Genomic DNA, 510 nt, shown 5'->3' with positions numbered 1-510 from the left:
ATCCGAGATAGGCGACCGACATCAACAGGCTCCAGCGAATCGCCAAACCGAGCGTGCCATGTTCGCTCTCGTGGAGATAGTCGACCCGACTGGCGGCGACGTCGTCCCAATGGTCGATCGTCTCGCCACGCAGCTCTTGGGCGAACTCGCGTGACCCCAAAACCAGAGACTGCGTCTCGGCGAAGGTGACTTGCGCGGCTGCGGCCGGCGTGACCTGATAGTCGGCGGTCGCTGCGGTCCATGAGGTTTGACGCAGATCGTTGGCGATCGGTACGACAAATCCCAAGGCGGTCAGGCCTACGACGACAGCAAGGTGTTTGACTAACAAGATCGCCTCCCAATTCTGTATGGCTGAAGGCGTCTTGCCGCGATGTGCGATGAAAATCATTTCCCCGCGGGTTTTGGTTCGTTCTCCCAGAAAAGGCAATTGCTGCGCCAGAGCAGGAGAATCGCTAGAAAGCCGTTTTTTGCGGCAATCTAAGAGGAGATTGCCGGTTGTGCGGAAAACCG

General features: G+C 58.0%; 1 protein-coding gene. It reads right to left on the bottom strand.

All coding sequences use genetic code 11. The features are described 5' to 3' along the window. A partial coding sequence (locus C5Y96_RS27180) for a hypothetical protein (RefSeq protein WP_146115786.1) occupies positions 1-328 on the bottom strand: 328 nt, incomplete at its 3' end. Between the last annotated feature and the right edge of the window lie 182 nt (positions 329-510).

Origin of the sequence: Blastopirellula marina (assembly GCF_002967715.1) — a bacterium.
In the GTDB taxonomy this organism is placed as follows: Bacteria; Planctomycetota; Planctomycetia; order Pirellulales; family Pirellulaceae; genus Bremerella; species Bremerella marina_B.
The sequence above is the reverse complement of the archived record's forward strand: the minus strand, read 5'-3'. Positions and strand labels throughout refer to the sequence as shown.